A 21,120-nucleotide genomic window follows, 5' to 3' on the forward strand; every position below is an offset into this window, starting at 1 on the left:
ACTGCCAACAAGGGACTTTTCTGAGTCTCCGGGCGTCGAAAGCCCACGCGTATTCGTATCGTCAACGGTTCTCCGTCGACATTGAGCCTTCTCTTTTTTCTCGATTCTCGCCGACCATGTTTCACCAGTTCAAAAATCCCAAACTCTACGTCATGTTCCTGACCGACGGCCTGCTGTTCGCCCTGGCCATGGTCCTGAGCTATCTGATTCGTTTCGATTTTCACGTGGACGACCTCTACCAGGTGCAGATGATTCACCTGGTGATGATTGCCCTTCCGCTGAAACTGGCGGTGTTCACGGTTTTCGGGCTGTACCGGGGCATGTGGCGGTACACGGGGTTGGGCGATTTGTGGCACGTGGTCCAGGCGGCATTGATCAGCAGCCTGCTCCTGGTTGCCCTGATGTTCACCTGGAACCGCCTGGAAGGATACCCGCGCACGGTGTTCGTCCTGGACGCAGCCTTCACCATGCTTTTTGCCGGAGGGCTGCGGATGGTGATCCGTTCCGGGTACACCATGCAGGGCAGCATCCGCAATTTTCCCTGGTGCGTTCCCTTGCGGCGTACGCCCAAGGGCAGGCGGGTTCTGATCCTGGGAGCCGGGGACGCCGGGGAAAAGATTCTGCGTGAGATTCAGGAAAATCCAGACCTGGATCATCATGTCGTGGGATTTCTGGACGACGACCTGGGCAAGAGGGGGCGGACACTGCACGGAGTCCCGGTACTGGAAGAGATTGCCATGCTGCCCTACATCGTGGAAAAGGTGCGACCGGACGAGCTGTTGATCGCCCTGCCCTCGGTCAGCGGCACCCGAATGCGTTCCATCGTCGAGTTGTGCAAGCAGGTAGGCGTTTCCTTCAAGACGTTGCCGGTGATCGGGGAGATCATCGACGGCAAGGTCAGCGTACGCTCCTTGCGGGAAGTCAATTTTCAAGACTTGTTGGGCCGCCCTGCCGTTACCCTGGACGACGACGGCATCCGCGGGATACTGGCCGAGAGGACCATCCTGGTCACGGGAAGCGGGGGGTCCATCGGTTCGGAACTCTGTCGGCAGATTATCCGCTACGCGCCAAGAAGGCTGATTCTTTTGGATTCCGGCGAGACCAATCTCTATTCCATTCAGATGGAATTGGAGCACGAGCATCGCTTTACGGACTATGTTCCGGTACTGGGCCAGGTGCAGGACGAGGCTCTGATGGAGGACGTGTTCACTGCCTACGCTCCGGAGGTGGTCTTCCACGCCGCAGCCTACAAGCATGTTCCCATGCTGGAGAATAACCCCTGGCAGGCTGTATTGACGAACATCGTCGGCAGCAAGGTGGTCATGGAGAAATCCCTGGCCCACGGAGTGCAGCGTTTCGTGCTTGTTTCCACGGACAAGGCGGTACGACCCACCAACGTGATGGGGGCCAGCAAGCGGGTGGCCGAGTTGCTGCTGCGGGGTATCCAGAACGGCCGGACCCGGTTCATGGCCGTGCGTTTCGGAAACGTGGTGGGGTCTTCCGGTTCGGTGATCCCCCTTTTTCGCCGCCAGATAGAATTGGGTGGGCCAGTGACCGTGACCCATCCGGAAATGATCCGCTACTTCATGACCATTCCCGAATCCGTGCAGTTGATCCTGCAAAGCGCGACCCTGGGGAAGGGCGGTGAAATTTTCGTCCTGGACATGGGCACCCCGGTGCGCATCCTGGACATGGCTCGTGACCTGATCCGGCTTTCCGGCAAGGAGCCGGACGTGGACATTCCCATTGTGATCACCGGTCCTCGGGAGGGGGAGAAGCTTTTCGAGGAGCTGGTGATGGAATCCGAGGGGGTGGACAGTACCAGCCACGAGAAAATCATGGTCTTGCACGAGGATGGGCTTAACGGCGAGGCCGAGGACTGGAACGTGCGGTTGGCTGTTCTGTACAAATTGATGGACCAGCTCCAGGCCGCGGCCGGACGGCATGATGCCGTCGCGATCAAAGACATCCTCGGTCGGATCGTCCCGGAATACAAGGCGCAATGCGGGCATCCGCTGTTTTCCTCCGATGATGTGGAGGAGAAGGCCGTCTCGGTGCCGGTGATGGAGAGCGCCGAGAGAAACCCAAGCGAAAACCTGAGGGAGACGGCATGAGCGGAAACTCCATCGGTCGCGTCTTTTGCCTGACCACCTTCGGCGAGTCCCACGGGCCCGGCCTGGGCGGGGTGGTGGACGGGTGTCCGGCGGGGATCGCTCTGGACGAGGCCGTGATCCAGCGGGAATTGGATCGCCGCAAGCCCGGGCAGGGGCTGGGGACCACCAGTCGCAAGGAGTCAGATCGGGTTCGGCTGCTGTCCGGCGTGTTCCAGGGCAGGACCACGGGAACGGCCATCGGCTTCTTTATTGCCAACGAGGACCAGCGTTCCCGTGATTACGGGCCGCTGGAGTTCCTGCACCGTCCCGGACACGCGGACATCACCTACCAGGCCAAGTACGGCATCCGGGATTACCGCGGCGGCGGCCGGTCCTCGGGCCGTGAGACTGTCTGCCGGGTGGTGGGCGGGGCCATTGCCCAGGAGGTTCTGGCCGCTGAAGGCGTCGCCGTGACCGCGTACACGGTGGAGTTGGGCGGGATCGGACTGGAGAGCGTGTCCAACTCCGGGAGCCATTGTGAGACCGGCTCCGGAGCAAGTTGGGGAGTGGACTTGGAAGGCGTGGCGGAGCGCCCGTTTTTCGCCGCTCATCCCGAATTGATCGGCCCCTGGGAGGAGCGGATCAAAGATGTACGCGGCCAGGGCGACACCCTTGGCGGGATCGTGGAGATTCAGGCTCTGGGGGTTCCGGCGGGCCTGGGTGAACCCGTATTGGACAAACTGGACGCCCGTCTCGCGTATGCCCTGATGGGCGTGGGCGCGGTCAAGGGCGTGGAGATCGGGGCCGGGTTCGCGACGGCCCGGATGCTTGGCAGCACGAACAACGATCCGATCCTCGCCGGTGGATTCGCTTCCAACAACTCCGGAGGCGTTCTCGGTGGGATCAGCTCCGGCCAGCCCCTGGTGGTCCGGGTCGCGGTCAAGCCCATCCCCTCCATCGCCAAGCCCCAGACCACCGTGGATCAACACGGTCGGGAGCACGAACTGCGTATCGGCGGTCGCCACGACATCTGCGCTATCCCCCGGATCGTTCCGGTGCTCAAGGCCATGGTCTGCCTGACCCTGGCGGACCTGCTCCTGCTGCATCGCGCGGCGGGTGATTCACGTTCGTAAGTTTCCTTGATAACCCCCCTGGAGGTAGTCTCATGAGCACGTTGACGGCAACATCCGCCTGGAAGACCCTGGCCAGCCAGGCCGAGGTCATGAAGCGTCGCCACATGCGCGATCTTTTTACTGAAGACGCCGCTCGGTTCGACCGATTTTCAGCCACGGTGAACGATATCCTCGTGGACTACTCCAAGAATCTCATCACCGAAGAGACCATGCACCGGTTGCTGGACCTGGCAAAAGAAGCCGAGGTGGAAACGTGGCGGGGAAAGATGTTCGGCGGGGAGCGGATCAATTTTACGGAAAACCGGGCTGTTTTGCATGTGGCGCTGCGTAATCGGTCCGAGCGGGCGATCAAGGTTGACGGGCGGGACGTGATGCCGGATGTCCGGGCAGTGTTGGCCAGGATGCGCGCCTTCAGCGACGCGGTCCGCGATGGGATATGGCTGGGGTTTACCGGCAAACGGGTTCGGGACGTGGTCAACATCGGCATCGGCGGATCGGATCTGGGACCGTACATGGTCGCCGAAGCGCTGAAGCCCTACGGCCATCCGGATCTGCGGATGCATTTCGTGTCCAATGTGGACGGCACGCACATCGCCGAAACCCTGAAACAGTGCGATCCGGAAACCACGCTGTTCCTGGTGGCCTCCAAGACCTTCACCACCCAGGAAACCCTGACCAACGCCCAGACGGCCAAGGACTGGCTGCTGCGCTCCCTGACCGACCCGGCGGCCGTGGCCAAACACTTCGCGGCCATGTCCACGAACACGGAGAAGGTGCGGGAATTCGGCATCGACCCGGAGAACATGTTCGAGTTCTGGGACTGGGTCGGCGGGCGCTACTCCCTGTGGTCGGCCATCGGGCTGCCCATAGCCGTGTTCATCGGCATGAATCGCTTCGAGGAGCTGCTGGACGGGGCCTTTGTCATGGACGAGCATTTCCGGACCGCCCCGCTGGAACGCAACGTGCCGGTGATTCTGGCCTTGCTGGGCATCTGGTACAACAATTTCCTGGGCGCCCAGAGCCATGCCATCCTGCCCTACGACCAGTATCTGCACCGTTTTCCGGCCTATTTTCAGCAGGGCGACATGGAGAGCAACGGCAAGCGGGTCACCCGGGACGGCGAGACGACGGACCACTCCACCGGTCCGGTGATCTGGGGCGAGCCCGGAACCAACGGCCAGCACGCTTTTTATCAGCTCATTCACCAGGGCACCAAGCTGATTCCCGCGGATTTTCTGGCCCCGGCCCAGAGCCACAACCCGCTGGGCGACCATCATGAAATTCTGCTCTCCAACTTCTTCGCCCAGACCGAGGCCCTGATGCGCGGCAAAACCGAGGCCGAGGCGCGCCGGGAACTGGAGGCCTCGGGCATGGACCGGGCGCGGATCGAAAAGATCCTGCCGCACAAGGTGTTTCCGGGCAACCGGCCCACCACCTCCATCCTTTTCCCAAAACTGACGCCCCACGTCCTGGGCAGCCTGATCACCCTGTACGAGCATAAGATTTTCGTCCAGGGCGTTGTTTGGCGAATCAATTCCTTTGATCAGTGGGGCGTAGAGCTGGGCAAGGAACTGGCCAAGGCCATCCTGCCGGAACTGCCCGGAGCCGACCCTGTTTCCGGCCATGACGCGTCCACCAACGGGCTGATCACTGCGTATAAGAAGATGCGTGGGTGATCATGACGTCGCAATCCTCCATCCCGCTTCCTATCCAGCACCAGTACGCCGACGAACTAAGCCATTGCTACGGTTGCGGTCGGAACAATCCGGACGGGCTGCAAGTGAAAAGCTTCTGGGACGGGCAAACGTCCGTGGCCAGGTTTACGCCCAAACCGGAGCATATCGCCGTGCCAGGGTTCGTGTATGGCGGACTGCTGGCTTCGCTGGTGGATTGCCACGGCGTGGGGACGGCCGCGGCGGGGGGAGCTGACCGGGCCGAAGGCGAGCCTCTGGGACGATACGTCACCGCGTCGCTGCACGTGGACTTTCTCAGGCCGACCCCGCTGGGCGTGGAGCTGGAGCTGCGCGGCCGGGTCCGGGAGCGCAAGCGCCGCAAGCTGGTGGTGGAGGTGGAGATTCTGGTCAATGGCGTGGTCACGGTCCGTGGGGAAGTGGTGGCCGCGCCCATGCCCGCGAATATGGAATTGCAAGGTTGATATCATTGGATGACGTAACGCAAAAGGCGGCCCATATGGGCCGCCTTTTTGCGTTGTGGGGAAACCGAGGGGGCGTTATTCCTGAAACAGCTCCGTGAACTCACCATACCCCTCCAGCTCCAAATCTTCCCGGGGGATGAAGCGCAAGGCCGCGGAATTGATGCAGTAGCGCAGGCCGGTGGGCACCGGACCGTCGGGGAAGACGTGGCCCAGGTGGGAGTCGGCGTGTTTGCCGCGGACCTCGGTGCGGCGCATGAACAGCTTGCGGTCCACATGCTCGGTGATGTTCTCGGCGACCAATGGCTTGGAGAAGCTGGGCCATCCCGTTCCGGAATCAAACTTGTCCAGGGTGCTGAACAGCGGTTCACCGGAAATCACGTCCACATAGATGCCCGGGCGCTTGTTGTCCCAGTAGGCGTTCTTGAAAGGCGGCTCCGTTCCATTCTCCTGGGTGACCTGGAACTGGAGCGGGGTCAGCTTGGCTTGCAGCACGTCACGGGAAGGCTTGATGAATGGAGCGGCAAATCCCTTGGCCGTGGTGCGTGGCTGGACTTCGGTGCCGCTCCAGTGCGCGTCCAGGAAGGGCTGGCGACCGGACAGCACTCGATATCGTTGATAGTGGGTCGGGTTGGTTTCGGAGTAATTCTGGTGATAGTCCTCTGCGGGATAGAAGGCTTGGCCCGGAAGGATCGGGGTGGTCACGGGCTTGGAGAAACGGCCGGAGGCGTCAAGGGCCTTCTTGGAGGCTTCGGCGGTGATGCGCTGGGCTTCGTTGTTGTAGAAGATCGCGGTCTTGTACTGCGATCCGCGATCCGCGAACTGACCCCCTGGGTCCGTGGGATCAATGGAGCGCCAAAAGGCGTCCAGGATTTCGGAGTAGGACGTCTTCGCGGGATCGAACCGGATCTGGACCGCCTCGACATGGCCGGTGTCGCCGCCGACCACTTGCTCATAGGTGGGGTGTTCCACGGTTCCTCCGGTGTAGCCGGAAATCGCCTCCAGGACACCGTCCAGGTTGCGGAGGTCGGATTCCAGACACCAGAAGCACCCTCCGGCCAGGGTGGCCGTCTGGATGGTTTCAGGGGCGTGCTGCATGGTGCTCTCCTTGGCTTCAGCCATGGTTGTCGCGATCATCAGAGTCAGTATCGTAATCAGTGCCATGATGGTGAATGTGTCCGTTCCTGTGTATTTACTCATTCTTGCCTCTTGCGTGAAACGGTTGCCGGAATGGATCAAATAAGATCGGGAATCGGTATGGCAAGAAGGCGAATGCGACAGGGTGGAGAATAACAGTGCCGGAAGCCTGTATAGGCAAAGGGATCGTGGGGCGGCGGAGTCGGGAAATGACTCAAGGGCATGGACAAGACGCATCCATGCATGCGCACGTGAAGCGTCATGCGGGATGGTGAAGCACTAGGAGAACAGGGCGTTAAACCCTGAGGGAGGGGGTAGCCGGAGGGCGGGACGATGCTGCTATTTTCGGCCGCTTCCCCGACATTGCGGACACAGGCCGAACAGGTACATTTTGTGGCCGGTCAAGGTAAAGTCGTGGTCCTTGGCCAGTTGTTCCTGGAGGCTTTCAATTTGGTGGTCCACGACTTCTTCGCTGCGGCCGCAACTGGTGCAGATCAGGTGGTCGTGATGGGCTTGGCCGAAGGTCGGCTCGTAGCGGGAGACGCCGTCCCCGAAGTTGACCTCCCGGGCGATCCCGGAGTCGGAGAGCAGTTTCAGGGTCCGGTAGACGGTGGCTTGTCCGACACGCTGATCGATCTGCTTGACCAGATTGTAGAGTTCCTCGGGGGATACGTGGTCCTTGGTGTTCCAAAAAACGTCGAAAATCAGACCACGTTGGGCGGTGAACTTGAGCTTTTTCTTGCTCAGGAAGTGGAAAAACTGATTGCGCGCATCGTGCATGGTTGGCATCTCCAAGGAAAGATTGATTTTGCTCTACAGCGCATCTCACTCTCTGTCAATGTATGCCCCATAGCGCGGGTGTGTGTAAAAAATAAGTAATTTCAGTGTATTGACATTGAGGTCAAGAGAAATTATGGGTATATGGCCATGACGCGCCATTTCGTTAACTGGGGTTCCAGCCTCTAAGGTACGGCCATGAATGGAATGTGCTGAGTGGTTGCATATCGGATGGCACGAAAGAAAGGAAGGTTTGCGTCCGCCAGCGGATGGAAAAAATGAAGGGCCGAGGCCCCCAGACCCTTTGATTCCTCGACTTTTGGAGCGTTTCATGATCAAGAACAGTCAATGCCCGCGAATCCGAATCAACACCAAATTTTGCTCATGTACGCATCAGGGCTGCCCGAAGCATGGGCTGTGCTGCGAGTGCCTTCACTACCATCGCCAGCGTCGCGAACTGCCGGCGTGTTATTTCACCGAGGATGAAGAGCGTTCCTACAACCGAAGCATCGATTTTTTCGTGCAACGACGCACTCCCAAATGACACCTCCCTTGAATCCTATGGACTCCTTGAACATGGGGTGCCTGAAACACCTTCTCGGCATCGTGGCCAACTCCTTTGACGCCTACTCGGCGGTCCTGTTTTTGTCCAACGAGGAAGGCGTCCTGAGGATGGCGGCGCATTTCAGCCTCGGGGACGATGTGGCCGAGGGGGCGGAGGTCGTGCCGGGCAAGGGGTTGGTGGGCTGGATTTTACGCAATGATCAACCGCTCCTTGTCAACAACTTCGAGTTGCAGACTGAATCTTTGGGGTACTACTCTGGACGAAGTGAATCAGCTGTCAAGTCGTTCATGGGATGTCCCTTGCGCGACGGGCAGGGGATCGTCTGCGTGGACAGCAAGAAAAGTTACTCCTTCAGCACCAAGGACCAAAAAATTCTGCATCAGTTCGCGGAATTCATTGCCAAATTGCAATTGGATTCCTGTCGCCAGGAGACCAATAGGCAGGATTTCGTTTATTACCAGGCTTTGCGGGAAATCCAGGAACTTCGCCAACGGTATCCGCTTTGGTCCGCTTATCTGAATCAATTCCTCCATATCTTGGCCCGCACCACGGGGACCAAACACGTGGCCCTGGCCGCGCGAGATGAGTTCGGCCAAAATTTTTTCATCGAGGGCTGGACGGACGACTTTCCCATCAATCAGCGTTCGAAAAACGAAAAATATCCCTTCGGCAGCGGGCTCGTGGGCTGGGTGTTCAAGAATGCAAAACCGGTTTTTTCCGCGGACGCCGAGTCCGGCCATACCGGGTCGACCCTTTTCGCCAAGGACGTCATCGGAGGACTGGCCTTGCACACCGTGATCTGTCTGCCGCTGAGCGTACACAAGCGGACCAGGGCGGTGCTGATCCTCGCCGATGAGGCCCCGCGGGATATCGCCGATGAAATGCGGTTTTTTTTGCGTCTGGTCACGGAGTATCTGGAGTTTTTTCTGGAAAATCTGTATCTCAAGAACCATGTGAGCAAACTGCGAGCCCAACTCTCCCCCAAAACGTCTCCGATCTTTCCAAATAACGAAGCCCAGGACTTGCCACCAAGCTGAGGCGGCTGTATCAGTTCTGACGCCATGTCGCCGCGAGGCGCGAGGCGCGAGGCGCGAGGCACGAGCGACCTTCAGAGCTTGCCGTTTTTTTTCGCTTATCTAGGCCATCAGGCCCGACGTGGTTTTCGTGCCTCTTTTCGGCTGCTCCCGGCTTTCGCCGCACACTTTCCGTAATTCACAAGGTGGACTGCCTCGATGTTTCTCCAACGTTTTTTTTCGCTCATGAGCAAGGATCTGGCCATGGACCTGGGTACGGCCAACACCCTGGTCTATACACCCAAAGACGGCATCGTTTTGAACGAGCCGTCCGTCGTGGCCCTGGACAACCGAAGTGGAAACGTGCTGGCGGTGGGCAGGGAGGCCAAGGAGTTTCTGGGGCGGACCCCGAAAAGCATCCGGGCTATTCGCCCGCTGAAGGACGGGGTCATCGCGGACTTCGAGGTCACCAAGGAGATGATCGCCTACTTCGTGCGCAAGGTGATCCGGGGGATGCGGCTGGTCAAGCCGATGATCATCATCGGCGTGCCGGCGGGCATTACGCAGGTGGAAAAACGGGCGGTCATCGAGTCCGGGACCCAGGCCGGAGCCCGTGAAGTCCGATTGATCGAGGAGCCTATGGCCGCGGCCATAGGCGCGGGATTGCCCATTGACCAGCCCATCGGGAACATGGTCGTGGACATCGGTGGCGGTACCACCGAGGTGGCCGTACTTTCGCTTTCTTCCGTGGCCTACTCCGAGTCCGTGCGCATCGCCGGGGACGAGATGAACGAGGCGATTCAACGGTACGTGCAGGACAAGTACCAGATGCTGATCGGTGAAAACATGTCTGAAAGGGCCAAAATCGCCATCGGCTCGGCCTATCCGTTGAAGACGCCGCTTTCCATCGAAATCGGGGGGAAAAACATGGTGGACGGCAACCCCCGTACCCTGACCCTGCATGACGCCGAAATCCGAGAGGCGATCCAGGAACCGGTCAACGCCATCGTCCTGGCGGTTCGCAGGGCGCTGGAAAAGACCCCGCCGGAACTGGTGGCCGACGTGGCCAGCAACGGCCTGTACCTGGCCGGAGGGGGGGCGCTGCTCAAGGGGCTGGACGATCGTATTTCCGAAAGTTCCCATATTCAGGTGATCACGGACGACGATCCGCTGACCACCGTGGTGCGCGGAGTGGGGAAGGTGCTTGAAAACCAGAAGCGGTTTGCTTCGGTGTTCATCAACTAGTTTTCATCCGGAAACGGCCCTTTTTCCTTTTGGCTGCGTCAGTCTTCACAATTATTTCGTCAACGTATTGCTATACGCCTCCTCATAATTGTTTGACTTCCTTGCCAAAAGAAAAAATTGCTCGTTTCCGGATTGAAAACCGGCAGTTTCAGCATCCGGAAACAAAAGAGTTTCCGGATGGAAACCAATCAGCGCCGACCGTCGCTCCGTCCTTCTCTTTCCTTCAGTAATTCGGCCAATTTGGCGTCCACTGCCTCCAGGCGACTTTCCAGTTTCAGCCAGACCTTGGCCGGGTCCTCTTTCGTCCCTTCCTCGATGGCCTTCTCCTCCATCGCTCCGACGATGATTCCCACCACCAAATTGATGACCGTGTACGTGGTCACGATGATAAACGGCACGAAGAACATCCAAGCTTGCGGATAGACTTCCATAACCGGCCGGACGATGCCCATGGACCAGCTTTCCAGGGTCATGATCTGGAACAAGGTGTACAACGAGCCGCCGATGGAGCCGAACCACTCCGGGAAGGCCGCGGAGAACAGCTTGGTGGAGATGACCGCGCCGACGTAGAAGATGATGCCCACGATACCGGCCACGGAACTGACCCCGGGCAGGGCGTGGAGCATGGCCGCGATGACTCGGCGCATGTTGGGCAGGGCGGAGATCATCCGCATCACCCGCAGCACGCGCAGCGACCGCAGCACGGCCAGACCTCCTTGGCTGGGCACCAGGGAGATGGCCACCACCAAGAAATCGAACACATTCCACCCTTCCCGGAAGAAGTTTCGGCGCTGGGCGTACAGCTTCAGTCCGATCTCTACGATGAAAATGGTCAGGCATATCCGGTCGATGCCCAGGAGCAACGGGCCGGCCAGTTCCATGGCCCGGGCCGAGGTTTCCAGGCCGAGAACGATGCCGTTGATGATGATCACGAAAATAACCGCGTTCTGAAATCGGCTGTTCTGGACGAGGTTCAGGATTCGATCGCGAGTGCTCGCGCTGGGTGTGGTGGTCATGGGGTTGGTTTGTAAAATGATGGTTGAGGAAAAGGATCAGATGATTGTTGAACACGTCCTCTTAGCGGCAGTCCGTTCAAAAATCCCAAGTGCAAGGAGCAAAGAAAGCTCAAGGTCGAAGCGTATTTATTGATGCGTGAGAGTTTGAGCTTTTTGCGGCGACGCGGCAATTGGGAGTTTTTCAACGGACTGTCAGGACGATTTCTGGAATTCTATTGTGAGATGCCTGGGCTCCCAAGCCCCACCCCAGAAGGAAAAGACCTCGCTGCTGTGAAACGTGGATCTTACCGTGACATGCTCCTGGCCGCTAATGGACAGGCCGTCCTTTTTCAGGCCGAGGTCCACGAAGTATTCCATGTCCGCCACCAGCAAATGCACGGTTTTGGGCTCGATCGAGGCCGGCACGGCGCAGGGGACGAAAAAGTCGTAAACCACTCGATGGCCCTGGATGACGGCCCGGAAGTCCGTGACCGCGGCTACGTGAAAGGACGAGCCGTTGACCTTGATCTGGATGAAGTAGTCGTATTCGCTCAGATACTCGAACGCTCCTTGGCGGACCTCATTGATCTCCTCGTCTGAAAAGACACCGTCTCCGTCCGCGTCGAACATTTCCATGATCTGGCTGCTGAACATTTCGTCAAAGGTCCAGCGGTGGTGAAATCCGACCAGCCCCGTGGCGTCGAACCGGGCCTCGATGGCGTAGTCCACCCAGACGTGCGGATGGGCTCGGGCTGGTTGCGCGGTCATGAAGAGCAACGTGGTCACGGCCAGAAAGAGGCTGATCCAACGGAGCCGGTGCATGGCGTTGGTCCTTTGCTCTTGTTGTGAGAGGGTCGCGGCCAAAACGGATTACCTTTCCACGAACGGTGTCCCTGAACGATCATCCGGATGCTCATCCTGAAGTGCGTCCAATATGCCTGCCGGTCCGCCCACGACCACGGTGACCATCCGGTCCATCGCCAGCCGGCGGGCCAAGGCGTCTCCGGCATCTTCCCGGGTGACCCGCGCGACGTGGTCGGTGTACGTTGTCAGGTAGTCCGGCGCAAGGTCGTAAAACCCGATCATCCCCAGGGTCGCCGCGATGTCGCTGTTGGAGGCCAGGCCCAAGGGAAAGCGGCCGATGATGTTGTCCTTGGAAGCGGCCAGCTCCTCTTCGGTCACGCCTTCGCTGATAAAGGCGGCCAGGGCGTCGCGCAGCACGGTCAGGGCGTCGGCGGCCTGATGGACTCCGGTCTGCATGGTGATCAGGAACGGACCTTCCGCGGCCATGGGCTGAATGTGGCTGGAGACGGAGTAGGCCAGCCCCCGCTCGGTGCGCACGTCCTGAAAGAGCCGGGAGGTGAACCCGCCGCCTCCGAAGACGTGGTTGGCCACACTCAGGGGAAAGCGGTCCGGATCGTCCAGGCGCAGGAGCGGTCCGCCCATGACAATATGAGCCTGCTCCGAAGGAAAGGGAATGTGCTTCATGATCGGTTCGGATGGTATTTCCGGTGAGGGCAGGGCCGCGGGGCGCTCGCCTTGGGGCAGGGCCGCGCCGATGCGTTGGCTCAACGCTTGGGCGGCGTTCATGGACAGGTCGCCGGTCAGGGCCAGGACGGCGTTTTGCGCTGTATAGTGGCGCTGAAAAAAAACTCGAACCAGTGGCCCCTCCAGGGTGGGTACGCTCTGTTCCGTTCCCAGTGGGTGGACGGCGTAGGGATGGTCGCCGTAGGCCAGACGGTAGAATTCCCTGGAAGCCATGGCTCCCGGCTCCTGGCGATCCCGCTGCAGGGCCTGCAGGGCCTGGCGGCGGGCCCTGGCCAGATCATCCTCGGGAAAAGCCGGATCCGCGAGCAGGGACACGAAAGTCGCCAGGGCGACTTCCATCCAGTCCGGCTCGGTCAGGGTGCGCAGACGGACGATGGCCATGTCCCGGGCCGCGCTGGCGCTGAACTGAGCCCCCACGGACTCGAAGCGCTCGGCCACGGTGTCCGCGTCCAGGTCCGACGTGCCGAAGGCCAGGGCCAGGTTGGTCATCCGGGCCAACCCTCCGTGGTCGCCGTCCCGGGCCGAGCCGGCGTCGAAGACCAGCCGGATGTCCAGCATGGGCAGGGTCGGAGCCGGAGCGAAAAGCACGCGCAGCCCGTTGGACGTGGTCCAGGTTTCAAAATCAGCGGCCCGGGCCGGGGGTGTCGGCCCGCAAAGGAGACCGAGCAGCAACAGTAGGGCAAGGGCGTGCAGGCCGACGGAAGAATGAAGAGCTGGATTAGTGGTCAGATGGTTCATGCTGGGATCCTTGGCGGTTTGGGGAGGCGGAGCCATTCGTTTCGGACATGGGCAACGGATCCAGGATGGCCACGGTGCGGGTGTCTGGGATCAGGTAGGTCAGGGCCACGCGTTGGACATCTTCGGCGGTCACGGCCCGGACGCGTTTGGCGTACTCCTCGCCGACCCGCCAGCCCAGGCCGATGGTTTCCAGCATGCCCAGCTCGAAACCCTGGGCGTTCAGGGAGTCCCGGCGAAACACCTCCGAGGCGATCACCTGAGCCTGGACCCGCCGCAGTTCCTCCTCGGTCACGGGCTCGTCGCACAGACGATGGACCATGTCCAACAAGGCCTGTTCCAGGTTTTCCAGTTTGGTTTCCGACGAGGGCGTGGCCGAGAGGGTGAACAATGTCTGAAGGCGGCTGAAGCCGCTGTATCCGGCGCTGGCGCTCAGGGCCAGTTCTTGTCCGCGCACGAGTTCGCGGTCCAGGCGAGAGGCTTGACCCGAGGCGAGCACTCCGGCGGCGACCATCAGTGCGTAGGCGTCCGACAGGTCCCCTGCGTCCTCCCTGAGCGTCGCCAGGCTCGGGGTCTTCCAGCCCATCACCAAGTGCGGCAGTTCCGCGGGAACCCGCAGGACAACCCTTCGTTCGCCCCGCTGGGGAACCTCTGTCCGGGGTTTGACCTCGGGCAGAGGCCGAGCTGGAATGGGGCCATAGTGGCGCTGGGCCGCTGCAATCACCTCGGTTGGGTCCACGTCCCCGGCCACCACGATTACGGCGTTGTTGGGCGCGTACCAGGCGTCGTACCAGGCCTGAACGTCCTCCAAAGCGTAGTTCTCGATGTCGGTCATCCAGCCGATCACCCCGTGGCCGTAAGGGCTGTTCAGAAATGCCGCGGCCATGAATTGTTCGTGCAGCAGGGCGGTGGGCCGGTCGTCCCGGGTCAATCGACGTTCCTCGACAACCACGTCCCGTTCCGGTTGAAACTGCTCTTCGGTCAGGCGCAGGGCGCGCATTCGCTCGGCCTCCATGGCCATGGCCGTTTCCCAGTGCGCACTGCCCAGAACCTGGTAGTAGGCCGTGAAGTCCTGGCCGGTGAAGGCGTTCTGGTTGCCGCCGAGGCGGGCGATGATTCGGGTGAACTCGCCGGGAGGGTAGGCTTCGCTGCCCCGGAACATCATGTGCTCAAGCATGTGGGAGATTCCGGTGATGCCGCTGTGCTCGTGTCTGGAGCCGACATCATACCAGATTTGATTGGTGACCACCGGTGCGCGGGGATCGGGCAGCACCAAAACAGTCAGCCCGTTCTCCAGGCGGTGCTCCACGACGTCGGCCAAAACTGGTGACGACAGAAGCAAAAACCAGCAAATCAGGATCAAGGTCTTAAATTTCAGCATGGTGAAGACTTTAGCCTATGGCTATCGAAATGGGTTGGGTGAAGGATCAATCTCAAGAGATGGGTCTTCGGAGCGGGGTTGGCAAGGGGGCCTCGAAAAGACCGAGTTTGATTGTGCTGCAATGACGAAGAGTTAGTTCACGCTTGTTTCGGCAAATTATCTCAGGCCAGTTAATCTTGCAAGGTTGTTGATTTTCCACGTTTTTCGCCGTAAGAAACCCGATCGGTTTCAGTCTGGGCGACGGCTGTTTTTCGGTTTCGCATCAAGGACGTCCGATGGTTCAGAGCGTATGAGGAAGGTTGTTCGCGAATGAGGTGTGGTTAACCCTTTTCCCCGCAAGGAGGCACTTGCATGAAAAAAAGACTGTTGTTGACTGTATTGGCCGGACTACTGGCGTTGCCCCTGTTGATCGGCCAGGCCCATGCCCAGGTCCGGATCGGCCTGATGGCTCCGCTGACCGGCTCCTGGGCCAGTGAGGGCCAGGCCATGAAGCAGATCGTGGATCTGTTGGCCGAGGAACTGAACAACGCCGGCGGTGTTTTGGGGCAGAAGGTGGAGATCGTGGCCGAGGACGATGCCGGAGATCCGCGCACCGCGGCTTTGGCGTCGCAGCGGCTGTCCACCCGGGGCATCGTCGCGGTCATCGGTACGTATGGTTCGTCCATCACCGAGGCCAGCCAGAACATCTATGACGAGAACAAGATCGTCCAGGTGGCCACGGGCTCTACGGCCATTCGGCTGAGCGAAAAGGGCCTGCGTTACTTTTTTCGGACTTCCCCCCGGGACGACGAGCAGGGGCTGGTGGCGGCCAACACCCTGAAGGACATGGGGTACGGCAAGGTGGCCATCCTGCATGACAACACCACCTATGCCAAGGGCCTGGCCGACGAGGCTCAGACATTGCTCAAGGATAGCGATGTGGAGATCGTCTTTTTTGACGCTCTGACCCCCGGGGAGCGGGATTACAGCGCCATCCTCTCCCAGTTGCGCGCCCGCGCTCCCGAAGTCGTGCTCTTCACCGGCTACTTCCCCGAAGCCGGACTGTTGTTGCGCCAAAAGAAAGGTATGGGCTGGGACGTGCCCTTTGTCGGCGGCGACGCCACCAACAACCCGGACCTGGTCAGCATCGCCGGCAAGGACGCCGCCGAGGGCTTCATGTTTCTGAGCCCGCCCGTGCCCCAGGACCTGGATTCTCCTGAAGCCACCTCGTTCATGACCGCCTACCGGGCCAAGTACAACGATGATCCCGCCTCGGTCTGGGCCGTGCTGGCCGGCGACGCGTTCAACGTCATCGTGGCTGCCATCCAAGGTTCCGGCTCCACCGAGCCGGACAAGATCGCCGAATATCTGCGCACCGGCTTGACCGACTTTGAAGGCCTGACCGGCACCATCGCCTTTGACGACAAGGGCGACCGGGTCGGCGAACTGTACCGCGTGTACAAGGTGGACGGCGAAGGCCGGTTCATCCTGCAACCGTAACGAGTACCGATTCCAGGGTAGGGGCGGTTCGCGAACCGCCCCTACGTCATTGATGGACGACTGATGATGAAACACCAGCCACACATCATCGACCACCATCCGAAGGACATGCCATGCAACTTTTTCTCGAACAACTGACCAACGGGCTGGCCGTGGGCGGGATCTACGCCCTGATCGCTCTGGGCTACACCATGGTTTACGGCGTGCTCAAGCTGATCAACTTCGCCCACGGCGACCTGTTCACCATCGGCGCCTTTCTGGGACTGACCCTGCTGTTGTCCCTGGGGCTGACCGACCATATCGGCCCGGTGGCCGGGATTATCGTGCTGACGTTGATGGTCATGGGGCTGGTGGCCCTGATTGGCGCGTTGCTGGAGCGGACGGCTTATCGTCCGCTGCGCACTTCGCCCAGGTTGTCCGCGGTGGTTTCCGCGTTGGGCGCGTCCATCTTTTTCCAAAACGCGATCATGCTCATCTACGGGGCCCGGTTCCGGGTCTATCCCCACGACCTGCTGCCCACCACGTCGATTTCCCTGTTCGGGGTGGACATCCCGGTGATGCGCATCGTGCTTTTCGCCGCCTCCCTGGTGATGATGGCCGGGCTCTATTATTTCGTGCAGCGGACCAAGACCGGCACGGCCATCCGGGCCGCGGCCATTGATCAGGGCGCGGCGAAGTTGATGGGCATCGACGTGAACCGGGTGATTATGTACGTTTTCCTGATCGGTCCGGCCCTGGGCGGAGCCGCCGGGATGATGGTCGGCCTGTACTACGGCCAGATCAACTTCACCATGGGCTGGGTCTACGGGCTGAAGGCCTTTACCGCGGCCATCCTCGGCGGCATCGGGAACATTCCCGGGGCCATGCTCGGCGGTCTGCTGCTGGGAGTGATCGAGGCCATGGGCGCGACCTACATCTCCCTGGCCTGGAAGGACGCCATTTCCTTCATGGTCCTGATCCTGATCCTGATCTTCCGGCCCACGGGCATTCTGGGCGAACGCGTGGCGGACAAAGTATGAAACCGGCGACCATCATCAACATTCTCGTCGTGGCGGCCCTGCTCGTGGCCCCGTACTGGCTGAACGCCTACTGGGTGGACGTGCTCAATTCCATCGGCATCTACGCCGTGCTGGCTTTGAGCCTGAACATCATCCTGGGCTACGCCGGCCTGTTCCACATGGGGCATGCCGCGTTTTTCGCCATGGGCACTTACACCACGGCCATCCTGAACACCCAGTTTGGCATTCCGGTACTCTGGCTGATGCCCCTGTCCGGGATGGTGGCCGGGTTCTTCGCCCTGCTGGTGGCAAGGCCGATCATCCACCTGCGCGGGGACTACCTGCTCATCGTGACCATCGGCATCGTGGAGATCGTGCGTATTGCCCTGGTGAACAACGTCTTCGGGATCACCGGCGGGTCCAACGGGATCTTCGGGATCAGCCGACCGGTTTTGTTCGGCCATGTGATCCGCACGCCTCATGATTTTTATTACCTGATCTTCGCTTTTGCCGCGATCACGGTTTTTTTCTTTTTGAGATTGGAGAACTCCCGCTTTGGACGGGCCCTGAACTACATCCGCGAGGACGACGTGGCCGCGGAAGGCAGCGGGATCGACGCGGCGCACTACAAGCTGGTGGCCTTTGTTCTGGGCGCGTTCTGGGCCGGGATGGCCGGGACCATTTTCGCGGCCAAGATGACCATCGTCTCGCCCCAGTCCTTCACCTTCTGGGAATCCGTGGTCATGTTCACCATCGTCATCCTGGGCGGGTCCGGGAACATTCGCGGCGTGATCCTGGGCGCCTTTCTGATCGTCGGCCTGCCCGAGGTCTTTCGGGAGTTCGCCGGGGCGCGGATGCTCTTTTTCGGCGCGGCCATGATTTTGATGATGATCTTTCGGCCTAAAGGTATTCTCCCGCCGCCTCCCAGAACCTTCAATCTTGACTTTCTGTCCTCGGCCCGGGGAGGTGGGAAATGAGTCCTTCCCCTCTTTTGCGGCTGGCAAGCCTGACCAAGTCCTTCGGCGGAGTCATGGCCGTGAATCAGGTCAGTTTCGACGTGGACCACGGGGCCATCGTCGGTTTGATCGGCCCTAACGGCGCCGGCAAGACCACGGTGTTCAACCTGATCACCGGCAACTATCGACCGGACTCCGGCGAGATCCTCTTCGACGGCCGGAACATCGTGAACATGCGCACCAACCGGATCGTCACCCTGGGCATCGCCCGGACTTTCCAGACCATCCGTTTGTTCCAGAGCATGAGCGCCCTGGAAAACGTCCTGGCCGGTTGCCATTGCCGGATGCGCTCCGGCGTGATCGGGGCCATGCTCCGGCTGCCCTGGCAGAAGCGGGAAGAGCGCGAGGCCCTGGAGATCGCGGTGAACGAACTGGAGTTCGTCGGCTTGCGGCCCCATCTGGACCAGGCGGCCCGCAACCTGTCCTACGGCAACCAGCGCCTTCTGGAAATCGCCCGGGCCCTGGCCACCAAGCCGCGGTTCCTGATTCTGGACGAGCCGGCCGGGGGCATGAACGACTACGAGACCCAGGTCCTGGTGGATTTGATCACGCAGATCCGGGAGCGCGGGGTCACGGTGCTGCTCATTGAGCATGACATGAATCTGGTGATGAAGATCTGCGAAAAACTGGTGGTATTGGAGTACGGCATCATGATCGCCCAGGGGACTCCGGCGGAAATCCAGAAGGATCAACGGGTCATCGACGCCTATCTGGGGGCCCCGGACGAAGATGATGAGGACTTTTGATCATGTTGCTGCGCATTGAAAATCTGGAAGTCAAATACGGCAACGTGCAGGTGCTGCACGGGTTGAACCTGAACGTGGCCCAAGGCGAGATCGTGACCATCCTCGGAGCCAACGGCGCGGGCAAGTCCACCACCCTGATGACCATCAGCGGCCTGGTCAAGCCGTCCGGCGGGGGGATTTACCTGGAAGACAAACCCCTGCACAAGCTGGAGGCCCACGACATCGTCAAGCTGGGCCTGGCCCAGGTTCCGGAAGGTCGCCGGGTTTTCGGCACCCTGAGCGTGCGGGAGAACTTGCATCTGGGAGCGTTCACGGCCACGGACCAGGCTTTGATCCGCAAAAATCTGGATTGGGTTTACGAAATGTTCCCCATTTTGCACAAGCGCCGAAGTCAACTGGCCGGAACCCTCAGCGGCGGAGAACAGCAAATGCTGGCCATCGGCCGCGGCCTGATGGCCAACCCCAAGATCCTGCTCCTGGACGAGCCCAGTCTGGGCCTGGCCCCGATCCTGGTCAAATCCATCTTCTCCACGGTCAAGGAAATCAACAAGTCCGGCGTAACCATCGTCCTGGTGGAACAAAACGCCCGTCTGGCCCTGAAACTGGCCGACCGGGGCTACGTTCTGGAACTGGGCAAAATCGTGCTCGAAGACTCGGCCAAGAACCTGCTGGCCAACCCGGAAGTCCAGAACGCGTATTTGGGGGGAGTGGGGTAGTTTTCGTGGAGTGGGCTCAGGACGATAAGCCACAAAGGATAAGAACAAGGCGGGAGATGGGGCGGTACACTTTCAGGTTGGGCGGTTCTGATCGCCAAATGCACGATGCGCACGTTTCCGCCACAGTATGGGATTCCGCTTGAGGTGCATGATTGCGCCGACGATTATGGAATCGCCTTCGGCTCTATACAGCACTCCATAAGGAAAACGATTCATCAGGCACCGCTTGGTGCGGGAGGTGAATGCGGGCCAAGCGTCCGGGTGCCGACGGATTCTTTCGAAACACCGCCTGACCTCGGCGGCGAACTCGTAGCCCAGGCCAGGGCACTGCCCATTATAATAGTTGACGGCTTCGGCAAACTCGTCTTCGGCGCAAGCAAGGACGAGCAGTTTCATAGTCGGCTGATCCTGGCCAGCACATCCTCAGCCGGGGAAGCCTCAATCTCACCGGCATCGTAGGCATCAAACCGATCCTCCACCTCATGCCTCCAGGCTGCATCGACGGACCGTTCCTCGGAATGATCAAAACTCAAAAATAGTTTCTCGATCAGCTCGGCACGATCAATCGGTGAGAGGACTGAAGCGCTTTTCAGAATTTGTTGAACGGTGGCTGTCATGGACGTATCTCCATCAATTTGGCATATTTGGCATAATTTGGTCTTGATTTTAGCCAAGATTACCGATTGCCGCAAGCAGGCAAAACCCCTCTACACTTGGCACCGATACAGGATGCTTGTCCCATTTTCAATTCTTCCTGGGAACGCCAGCGCATCCTGGATCTGTTCACGGTCATCGACTGGCTGATGCACTTGCCCGTGGATCTGGACAAGAAGCTTGGCGAGGATATCCAACGAATCGAAGAGGAGCACAAGATGCCGTACGTTACAAGCATTGAGCGGATTGGAATTGAGAAAGGACGAGCAGAGGGACAAGCCCTGATTCTTCAGAAGCAGCTTGGCAAACGATTCGGCAACGTGCCCGGCTGGGCTGAGCAAAAAATCCTGTCCGCACGACCGGAGCAGTTGGAAGACTGGGCCTTGCGGGTGCTGGACGGGAAGTCCGTGGAGGATGTGCTGACGGTCAATGAGGGTGTGGAAGGGTATGGTGGTGAGAGGGACGGAGGGGGCCGGAAAGTATGAAAACAAGCGCGGAGAGCGCAAAAATTTGAGAGACAGGAGTTTAACAGATTGAACGTCATTTTTTTTGAAAACGCAAGTGATTTCGGTGTGTTAAGTCGCCAATTCCTGTAAGACCCCACTGCTCACTCCGTAGCCCATGGCCTTCAGTATCTGGGCCTGGGCGTCGCTTGGTTCCTCAAGCTTGCGGGTCGCTTTTCGTGCCCCGGCATTCCAACAAAGACATGAATGGAGTGTGCGCATCTGCTGCATTGT

General features: G+C 59.9%; 21 protein-coding genes. 13 read left to right on the plus strand and 8 right to left on the minus strand.

The genetic code is table 11. The annotated features are described in order from the left end of the window. Positions 1-116 precede the first annotated feature (116 nt). From C6366_RS14540 to C6366_RS14555, 4 genes are read left to right on the plus strand one after another with little or no spacing between them, the layout of a single operon-like run. Complete coding sequence (locus C6366_RS14540) at positions 117-2,114, plus strand: nucleoside-diphosphate sugar epimerase/dehydratase (RefSeq protein WP_107739144.1); 1,998 nt, start codon at positions 117-119, stop codon at positions 2,112-2,114. Next, the gene (gene aroC / locus C6366_RS14545) at positions 2,111-3,226 is read left to right on the plus strand and encodes a chorismate synthase (RefSeq protein ID WP_107739146.1); all 1,116 of its coding nucleotides are present in this window, start codon (positions 2,111-2,113) and stop codon (positions 3,224-3,226) included. Before C6366_RS14540 ends, aroC begins: the two co-directional genes overlap by 4 nt. A gap of 32 nt (positions 3,227-3,258) precedes the next feature. Further along, positions 3,259-4,902, plus strand: coding sequence for a glucose-6-phosphate isomerase (gene pgi, locus C6366_RS14550; RefSeq protein ID WP_107739148.1), 1,644 nt, complete (start codon positions 3,259-3,261; stop codon positions 4,900-4,902). 2 nt (positions 4,903-4,904) lie between these two features. Continuing rightward, complete coding sequence (locus C6366_RS14555) at positions 4,905-5,381, plus strand: PaaI family thioesterase (RefSeq protein WP_107739150.1); 477 nt, start codon at positions 4,905-4,907, stop codon at positions 5,379-5,381. Positions 5,382-5,456: 75 nt separating this feature from the next. Here the strand turns inward: C6366_RS14555 and msrB are convergent, their stop codons facing one another. Both msrB and C6366_RS14565 read right to left on the minus strand, forming a co-directional pair. After that, positions 5,457-6,578: a peptide-methionine (R)-S-oxide reductase MsrB gene (msrB, locus tag C6366_RS14560; RefSeq protein ID WP_107739153.1), complete on the minus strand. Its 1,122-nt coding sequence runs from the start codon at positions 6,576-6,578 to the stop codon at positions 5,457-5,459. Between the two features lie 276 nt (positions 6,579-6,854). Next, positions 6,855-7,295 carry a Fur family transcriptional regulator gene (locus C6366_RS14565; protein WP_107739155.1) on the minus strand — a complete coding sequence of 147 codons (441 nt, stop codon included), beginning with the start codon at positions 7,293-7,295 and terminating at the stop codon, positions 6,855-6,857. Positions 7,296-7,623: 328 nt separating this feature from the next. On the opposite strand from C6366_RS14565, the gene C6366_RS14570 reads away from it, so the two are divergent. From C6366_RS14570 to C6366_RS14580, 3 genes are all read left to right on the plus strand, one after another. Next, the gene (locus C6366_RS14570; protein WP_107739157.1) at positions 7,624-7,836 is read left to right on the plus strand and encodes a DUF6485 family protein; all 213 of its coding nucleotides are present in this window, start codon (positions 7,624-7,626) and stop codon (positions 7,834-7,836) included. 17 nt (positions 7,837-7,853) lie between these two features. Beyond that, entirely contained in the window at positions 7,854-8,894 is a 1,041-nt protein-coding gene (locus C6366_RS14575; protein WP_233248515.1) for a GAF domain-containing protein, read from the plus strand. 195 nt (positions 8,895-9,089) lie between these two features. Further along, entirely contained in the window at positions 9,090-10,115 is a 1,026-nt protein-coding gene (locus C6366_RS14580; protein WP_107739161.1) for a rod shape-determining protein, read from the plus strand. A 188-nt stretch (positions 10,116-10,303) separates the two neighbouring features. Here the strand turns inward: C6366_RS14580 and C6366_RS14585 are convergent, their stop codons facing one another. The 4 genes from C6366_RS14585 to C6366_RS14600 form a co-directional block, all read right to left on the minus strand. Next, positions 10,304-11,131, minus strand: coding sequence for an ion transporter (locus C6366_RS14585; RefSeq protein WP_107739163.1), 828 nt, complete (start codon positions 11,129-11,131; stop codon positions 10,304-10,306). A gap of 192 nt (positions 11,132-11,323) precedes the next feature. Next, a complete protein-coding gene (locus C6366_RS14590; RefSeq protein WP_107739165.1) occupies positions 11,324-11,932 on the minus strand; it encodes a DUF1007 family protein in 609 nt (202 codons plus the stop codon). A 48-nt stretch (positions 11,933-11,980) separates the two neighbouring features. Next, positions 11,981-13,396, minus strand: a complete 1,416-nt coding sequence (locus C6366_RS14595) for a pitrilysin family protein (RefSeq protein ID WP_107739168.1) — start codon at positions 13,394-13,396, stop codon at positions 11,981-11,983. Beyond that, positions 13,377-14,774 carry a pitrilysin family protein gene (locus C6366_RS14600; protein ID WP_107739170.1) on the minus strand — a complete coding sequence of 466 codons (1,398 nt, stop codon included), beginning with the start codon at positions 14,772-14,774 and terminating at the stop codon, positions 13,377-13,379. The genes C6366_RS14595 and C6366_RS14600 overlap by 20 nt, the downstream gene beginning before the upstream one ends. A 351-nt stretch (positions 14,775-15,125) precedes the next feature. Between C6366_RS14600 and C6366_RS14605 the strand changes: the two genes are divergently transcribed. The 5 genes from C6366_RS14605 (at position 15,126) to C6366_RS14625 (ending at position 19,729) form a co-directional block, all read left to right on the plus strand. Next, positions 15,126-16,253, plus strand: a complete 1,128-nt coding sequence (locus tag C6366_RS14605) for a branched-chain amino acid ABC transporter substrate-binding protein (RefSeq protein ID WP_107739172.1) — start codon at positions 15,126-15,128, stop codon at positions 16,251-16,253. Positions 16,254-16,366: 113 nt separating this feature from the next. Then, positions 16,367-17,272, plus strand: coding sequence for a branched-chain amino acid ABC transporter permease (locus C6366_RS14610; RefSeq protein WP_107739174.1), 906 nt, complete (start codon positions 16,367-16,369; stop codon positions 17,270-17,272). Continuing rightward, entirely contained in the window at positions 17,269-18,228 is a 960-nt protein-coding gene (locus tag C6366_RS14615; RefSeq protein WP_107739176.1) for a branched-chain amino acid ABC transporter permease, read from the plus strand. Before C6366_RS14610 ends, C6366_RS14615 begins: the two co-directional genes overlap by 4 nt. After that, a complete protein-coding gene (locus C6366_RS14620; protein ID WP_107739179.1) occupies positions 18,225-19,013 on the plus strand; it encodes an ABC transporter ATP-binding protein in 789 nt (262 codons plus the stop codon). The genes C6366_RS14615 and C6366_RS14620 overlap by 4 nt, the downstream gene beginning before the upstream one ends. Positions 19,014-19,015: 2 nt before the next feature. Next, on the plus strand, positions 19,016-19,729 hold the full coding sequence (locus tag C6366_RS14625) for an ABC transporter ATP-binding protein (RefSeq protein WP_107739181.1): 714 nt from the start codon (positions 19,016-19,018) through the stop codon (positions 19,727-19,729). Between the two features lie 72 nt (positions 19,730-19,801). On the opposite strand, the gene C6366_RS14630 is transcribed toward C6366_RS14625, so the two are convergent. After that, positions 19,802-20,125 carry a type II toxin-antitoxin system RelE/ParE family toxin gene (locus C6366_RS14630; protein ID WP_107739183.1) on the minus strand — a complete coding sequence of 108 codons (324 nt, stop codon included), beginning with the start codon at positions 20,123-20,125 and terminating at the stop codon, positions 19,802-19,804. Further along, positions 20,122-20,346 carry an addiction module protein gene (locus C6366_RS14635; protein ID WP_107739185.1) on the minus strand — a complete coding sequence of 75 codons (225 nt, stop codon included), beginning with the start codon at positions 20,344-20,346 and terminating at the stop codon, positions 20,122-20,124. The genes C6366_RS14630 and C6366_RS14635 overlap by 4 nt, the downstream gene beginning before the upstream one ends. A 96-nt stretch (positions 20,347-20,442) precedes the next feature. Between C6366_RS14635 and C6366_RS14640 the strand changes: the two genes are divergently transcribed. Continuing rightward, the gene (locus C6366_RS14640; protein ID WP_107739187.1) at positions 20,443-20,868 is read left to right on the plus strand and encodes a DUF4351 domain-containing protein; all 426 of its coding nucleotides are present in this window, start codon (positions 20,443-20,445) and stop codon (positions 20,866-20,868) included. The last annotated feature ends 252 nt before the right edge of the window (positions 20,869-21,120 follow it).

Origin of the sequence: Desulfonatronum sp. SC1, assembly GCF_003046795.1 — a bacterium.
GTDB lineage: Bacteria > Desulfobacterota > Desulfovibrionia > Desulfovibrionales > Desulfonatronaceae > Desulfonatronum.

Bases quoted from the DNA above. Each gene is read 5' to 3' on its own strand.
- C6366_RS14540 (WP_107739144.1), top strand. From the start codon at position 117: ATGTTTCACCAGTTCAAAAATCCCAAACTCTACGTCATGTTCCTGACC.
- aroC (WP_107739146.1), top strand. From the start codon at position 2,111: ATGAGCGGAAACTCCATCGGTCGCGTCTTTTGCCTGACCACCTTCGGC.
- pgi (WP_107739148.1), top strand. From the start codon at position 3,259: ATGAGCACGTTGACGGCAACATCCGCCTGGAAGACCCTGGCCAGCCAG.
- C6366_RS14555 (WP_107739150.1), top strand. From the start codon at position 4,905: ATGACGTCGCAATCCTCCATCCCGCTTCCTATCCAGCACCAGTACGCC.
- msrB (WP_107739153.1), bottom strand. From the start codon at position 6,578: ATGAGTAAATACACAGGAACGGACACATTCACCATCATGGCACTGATT.
- C6366_RS14565 (WP_107739155.1), bottom strand. From the start codon at position 7,295: ATGCACGATGCGCGCAATCAGTTTTTCCACTTCCTGAGCAAGAAAAAG.
- C6366_RS14570 (WP_107739157.1), top strand. From the start codon at position 7,624: ATGATCAAGAACAGTCAATGCCCGCGAATCCGAATCAACACCAAATTT.
- C6366_RS14575 (WP_233248515.1), top strand. From the start codon at position 7,854: ATGGACTCCTTGAACATGGGGTGCCTGAAACACCTTCTCGGCATCGTG.
- C6366_RS14580 (WP_107739161.1), top strand. From the start codon at position 9,090: ATGTTTCTCCAACGTTTTTTTTCGCTCATGAGCAAGGATCTGGCCATG.
- C6366_RS14585 (WP_107739163.1), bottom strand. From the start codon at position 11,131: ATGACCACCACACCCAGCGCGAGCACTCGCGATCGAATCCTGAACCTC.
- C6366_RS14590 (WP_107739165.1), bottom strand. From the start codon at position 11,932: ATGCACCGGCTCCGTTGGATCAGCCTCTTTCTGGCCGTGACCACGTTG.
- C6366_RS14595 (WP_107739168.1), bottom strand. From the start codon at position 13,396: ATGAACCATCTGACCACTAATCCAGCTCTTCATTCTTCCGTCGGCCTG.
- C6366_RS14600 (WP_107739170.1), bottom strand. From the start codon at position 14,774: ATGCTGAAATTTAAGACCTTGATCCTGATTTGCTGGTTTTTGCTTCTG.
- C6366_RS14605 (WP_107739172.1), top strand. From the start codon at position 15,126: ATGAAAAAAAGACTGTTGTTGACTGTATTGGCCGGACTACTGGCGTTG.
- C6366_RS14610 (WP_107739174.1), top strand. From the start codon at position 16,367: ATGCAACTTTTTCTCGAACAACTGACCAACGGGCTGGCCGTGGGCGGG.
- C6366_RS14615 (WP_107739176.1), top strand. From the start codon at position 17,269: ATGAAACCGGCGACCATCATCAACATTCTCGTCGTGGCGGCCCTGCTC.
- C6366_RS14620 (WP_107739179.1), top strand. From the start codon at position 18,225: ATGAGTCCTTCCCCTCTTTTGCGGCTGGCAAGCCTGACCAAGTCCTTC.
- C6366_RS14625 (WP_107739181.1), top strand. From the start codon at position 19,016: ATGTTGCTGCGCATTGAAAATCTGGAAGTCAAATACGGCAACGTGCAG.
- C6366_RS14630 (WP_107739183.1), bottom strand. From the start codon at position 20,125: ATGAAACTGCTCGTCCTTGCTTGCGCCGAAGACGAGTTTGCCGAAGCC.
- C6366_RS14635 (WP_107739185.1), bottom strand. From the start codon at position 20,346: ATGACAGCCACCGTTCAACAAATTCTGAAAAGCGCTTCAGTCCTCTCA.